At 44.4% G+C, this 4,914-nt stretch carries 4 protein-coding genes and 2 pseudogenes; all 6 read left to right on the forward strand.

Annotated features, from left to right (window positions below):
* Positions 1–208, forward strand: a pseudogene (locus tag L5M18_RS22625) (IS3 family transposase); the annotation flags it as partial.
* Positions 209–628: 420 nt separating this feature from the next.
* On the forward strand, positions 629–2,422 hold the full coding sequence (gene fccA / locus L5M18_RS22630) for a fumarate reductase flavoprotein subunit FccA (RefSeq protein ID WP_113939829.1): 1,794 nt from the start codon (positions 629–631) through the stop codon (positions 2,420–2,422).
* 257 nt (positions 2,423–2,679) lie between these two features.
* Positions 2,680–3,669 carry a 2-hydroxyacid dehydrogenase gene (locus L5M18_RS22635; protein WP_263198678.1) on the forward strand — a complete coding sequence of 330 codons (990 nt, stop codon included), beginning with the start codon at positions 2,680–2,682 and terminating at the stop codon, positions 3,667–3,669.
* A gap of 68 nt (positions 3,670–3,737) precedes the next feature.
* On the forward strand, positions 3,738–4,475 hold the full coding sequence (locus L5M18_RS22640; protein ID WP_131524705.1) for a dienelactone hydrolase family protein: 738 nt from the start codon (positions 3,738–3,740) through the stop codon (positions 4,473–4,475).
* 49 nt (positions 4,476–4,524) lie between these two features.
* Positions 4,525–4,737, forward strand: a complete 213-nt coding sequence (locus L5M18_RS22645; protein WP_263198679.1) for a hypothetical protein — start codon at positions 4,525–4,527, stop codon at positions 4,735–4,737.
* A 38-nt stretch (positions 4,738–4,775) separates the two neighbouring features.
* Positions 4,776–4,914: pseudogene (locus L5M18_RS22650) on the forward strand (IS4 family transposase); the annotation flags it as partial.

Genomic DNA, 4,914 nt, shown 5'->3' on the forward strand with positions numbered 1-4,914 from the left:
GCACAGTAAGCTCAATTTTGTATCACCGAGTGAGCGACATGCGATGCAAGATAAAGCGATTTTATCTAAGCGTAAGGAGGTACTAGAAGAAGCAAGATCAAGAAACCCTAAACGCTGGCCAAACGGTATAAGGAACTGTGACGTTATCGGTGAGGTAGTGTTGAACCCAGAAAAAGAGTCTGAAACTGAAACAAGAAATGCAGCTTAAAATTTAAGTAAAGAGTGCCAACTACCTTGAAAAACACCGACCTCAATATACAAGATTAAATTATAATATCTATAAAATACAAATAGATAAAACACGCTACCAAAACCATAATTCATACCATTTTTATTTTATAAAGTTAAAATCAATCCATTCAATATGTTAACTCACGCATGTTATACCGTATTGAAGCAGTGATTAGTCTCAACTTCATTAATATTTCCCATCCGATTGCACATTTTAAATATGTTATTTTCGCTGTAACAAAGGTTATGTGATCTGAACACACATATACCTCTTTAGATAGTGCTAAATTTGCAAATGGAGAATGCTCTAACAGTGCGTGAGCTGCGTAAAAAATAAATATCACGCCACGATGAATAACCCTTATTAAGTAGATGAATGTACGGCGGAGGAACTATCATGTTCACAAGAAAGATTCAAAAAACAGCACTAGCCATGCTGATCTCTGGCGCTATGGCAGGTACTGCCTATGCAGCACCAGAAGTGCTAGCCGATTTTCACGGTGAAATGGGTAGCTGCGACAGCTGCCACGTATCAGACAAAGGTGGCGTCACCAACGACAACCTTACCCATGAAAATGCTCAGTGTGTTAGCTGCCACGGTGATTTAAAAGAACTGGCCGCCGCTGCACCTAAAGATAAAGTATCACCCCATAAATCTCACCTAATTGGCGAAATTGCTTGTACTAGCTGCCATAAAGGTCATGAAAAATCAGTCACCTATTGCGATGCTTGTCACAGCTTCGGCTTTGATATGCCTTACGGTGGTAAGTGGGAACGTAAGTTTGTGCCTGTTGATGCAGACAAAGCTGCTCAAGATAAAGCCATTGCCGCTGGCGCAAAAGAAACCACTGATGTCGTGATCATAGGTTCAGGTGGTGCAGGTCTTGCTGCAGCCGTTTCAGCCCGTGATGCAGGCGCTAAAGTTATCCTGCTTGAAAAAGAACCTATCCCAGGCGGAAACACTAAACTTGCTGCTGGCGGTATGAATGCTGCAGAAACTAAGCCACAGGCTAAACTAGGTATCGCAGACAAGAAACAAATCATGATCGACGACACCATGAAAGGTGGTCGCAATATTAACGATCCTGAACTGGTCAAAACCTTAGCCAACAACTCATCAGACTCTATCGATTGGTTAACCTCTATGGGTGCCGATATGACTGACGTAGGTCGTATGGGTGGTGCAAGTGTTAACCGTAGTCACCGTCCAACAGGCGGCGCTGGCGTGGGTGCACACGTAGCACAAGTTCTATGGGACAATGCAGTGAAACGTGGTACTGACATCCGCTTAAACAGCCGTGTAGTACGTATTCTTGAAGATGCGAGCGGTAAAATTACCGGCGTATTAGTGAAGGGTGAATACACAGGTTATTACGTTGTCAAAGCTGACGCTGTCGTTATCGCAGCGGGTGGTTTTGCGAAAAATAACGATCGTGTAGCTAAGTACGATCCTAAGTTAAAAGGCTTTAAAGCGACTAACCACCCAGGTGCTACAGGTGATGGCTTAGACGTGGCATTACAAGCTGGCGCGGCAACTCGCGACTTAGAGTTTATTCAAGCTCACCCAACTTATTCACCTGCTGGTGGTGTAATGATCACCGAAGCGGTACGTGGTAACGGTGCGATCGTGGTTAACCGTGAAGGTAACCGCTTTATGAACGAAATCACCACCCGTGACAAAGCGTCTGCCGCGATTCTGCAACAAAAAGGCGAAAGTGCTTATTTGGTATTCGATGACTCTATCCGTAAGAGCTTAAAAGCCATCGAAGGCTATGTGCACCTGAACATTGTTAAAGAAGGCAAAACAATTGAAGATCTGGCTAAACAGTTAGATATTCCAGCGGCCGAACTCGCTAAAACAGTGAAAGCTTATAATGGCTTTGTTAAATCAGGTAAAGATGCTCAATTTGAACGTCCTGATTTACCACGTGAATTAGTTGTTGCACCTTTCTACGCTCTCGAAATCGCGCCAGCAGTTCACCACACTATGGGTGGTGTTGTGATCGATACTAAAGCCGAAGTGAAGAGTGAAAAAACAGGCAAACCTATTGATGGTTTATATGCAGCAGGTGAAGTCACAGGTGGCGTTCACGGTGCTAACCGCTTAGGTGGTAATGCTATCTCCGATATCGTTACTTATGGCCGTATCGCGGGTGCATCTGCAGCTAAATACGCTAAAGACAAAAAGTAAAATGCAATAACGGAGGGTTAAAGGACTAGCCCTCAGCTCATATAGTACGACTTTCAATATGAGAGCTCTAGCTTGAACACTTCAAGTAAAAGCAGTCAATCAATAAGCGAGCCGTCAGGGGCTCGCTTTTTTATTCCCAATTGATGATAAAGCTCACTCTTTTAACGGGGAATTTTCTAAGGCTAAGGACAAAAAGCCCTAACTCACTTACACTCTTTGCCAGATAATTACATCAGCAAACCCGTTAGGTGACTGAAATGAGAATTGGATTTTTTAGCGCGAAACATTACGACATGCAGCACTTTAACCGCACAAATGCTGCGTTTGGTGCACAAATTGAGTACTTCGATTATCGCCTCTGCATGCAAACAGTGAAGCTTGCCGAAGGTTTTGAAATTGTCTGCGCCTTCGTCAACGATTCACTCTGTGAAGAAGTTCTGGTCGAACTCGCTAAGGGTGGCACAAAAATTATCGCCATGCGCTGCGCTGGCTTTAACAACGTCGATTTAGTTGCCGCTAAACGCTTAGGCATGCAAGTCGTTAACGTACCAGCTTATTCTCCTGAATCCGTGGCCGAACACACAGTCGCACTGATGTTGACACTGAATCGAAAAATCCACAAAGCTTACCAACGCACCCGCGATGCCAACTTCTCCCTCGAAGGCTTAGTCGGCTTTAACATGTTCGGCAAAACCGTCGGCGTGATTGGTACAGGTAAAATCGGCGTAGCAACCATCAAGGTATTGCTCGGTTTTGGCTGTAAAGTCATTGCCTTCGATCCCTTTATCAATCCGGCTGTCATCGCGCTGAATGTTGAATATCAAGATCTCGACTCTATTTATGCCAACAGCGATATCATCAGCTTGCATTGCCCGTTGACCGCGGATAACCGTCATTTACTAAACCAAGCCAGTTTCGCCAAGATGAAACCCGGTGTCATGGTGATCAACACCAGCCGCGGTGGTTTACTCAATGCTTTCGACGCAATGGAAGCATTAAAACTGGGGCAAATCGGCTCGCTTGGGCTCGATGTATACGAAAACGAAAAAGGGCTGTTCTTCGAAGACAAATCGAATGAAATTATTCAAGACGATGTATTCCGTCGTTTATCAGCCTGCCATAACGTGATTTTCACGGGTCACCAAGCCTTCCTCACCGAAGAAGCCCTAGGCGCCATTGCCAAAACGACCTTGAACAATATAAAAGCACTATGTGCCGGTGAACTCTCAGGTAACGAATTGTTTTAACTGACAGATAAAATCCTGACTGCTAAAGTGAGGCTTCAACGTTTGAAGCCTCATAGAGGAATATAAATATGTTAGTGACTCAGGAAATTCAGGATATCTCCACGCCTTCCGGGCTAATGCGTACCTACATCTATCGCCCAGAAGCACAGGGAATATTCCCAAGTATCATCTTTTATTCCGAGATATTTCAGCAAACTGCGCCCATCGCCCGCACCGCCACTATTCTTGCTGGCCACGGTTTTGTGGTGTTAGTACCCGAAGTGTTCCATGAACTGAATCCTTTAGGCACTGTGCTGGCCTATGATGAATCAGGTAAAGATAAAGGTAACGCCGATAAATTTGCCAAACCCCTAGAGCACCACGATAGCGATACCCAAGCACTGATCGATTTTGCCACTCAACAAACTTACTGCAATGGCAAAGTTGGCTCTATGGGCGTGTGTATCGGCGGCCACTTAGCCTACCGCGCCGCACTCAACCCCGCTATTTTAGGTGCATTTTGCCTCTATCCTACCGACATTCATTCCAACACCCTACCCTGCGCTTACGGTAATGACTCATTGAGCCGCAGCGGTGATATTCAAGGGGAATTAGTGTTAGTGTTCGGCAAGCAAGATCCCCACGTATCCGCGGAGGGACGAGTACTAATCCACCAGCAATTAATGGCGCTGAACCGTAACTTCACTTGGCTTGAAGTCAACGCCCAACACGCCTTTATGCGTGATGAAGGCGAACGCTATGATCCCGCACTCGCACTGCAAATGTACCTGCAAGCGGTAGCTTTTTTTCAAAGAGTGCTTCACTAGTTTATAAATTAAACATACAAGATATTAAATACTTAAGGAAAGAGTAAAAATGAAACCCTATAAAAATTTATCCTCAAAAAACTTAGCATTACTATTAATGATTACCCGAGTAACAACCGTTGTTTCGTTATTAGCCGTCGTGCTTTCATTAATTGGCCTAGCGAGTCAGTTTTGGATGACACGTGGATTTAGCCCTGAAGAATCCCCTGATGATTTACAAATAAATCATCAAATTAGAGTGGAAGCGCATCTTGTTGCATGATCAAATGGTTTCGCTAAAAACTACACTTGGACAACAAGATGCGCGAAGCCAATATCCTACAACATTCTTTACACCAATACTGCCCAGAACTTCACCTAAAACGATTAAACAGCTTGATGCTGGCCTCTAAGGCACTGATTGAATGTAAGACACTGACCTTGACTGAGTTAGGTCGAA

This window comes from Shewanella sp. SM20, assembly GCF_025654545.1.
Taxonomy (GTDB): Bacteria; Pseudomonadota; Gammaproteobacteria; order Enterobacterales; family Shewanellaceae; genus Shewanella; species Shewanella oncorhynchi.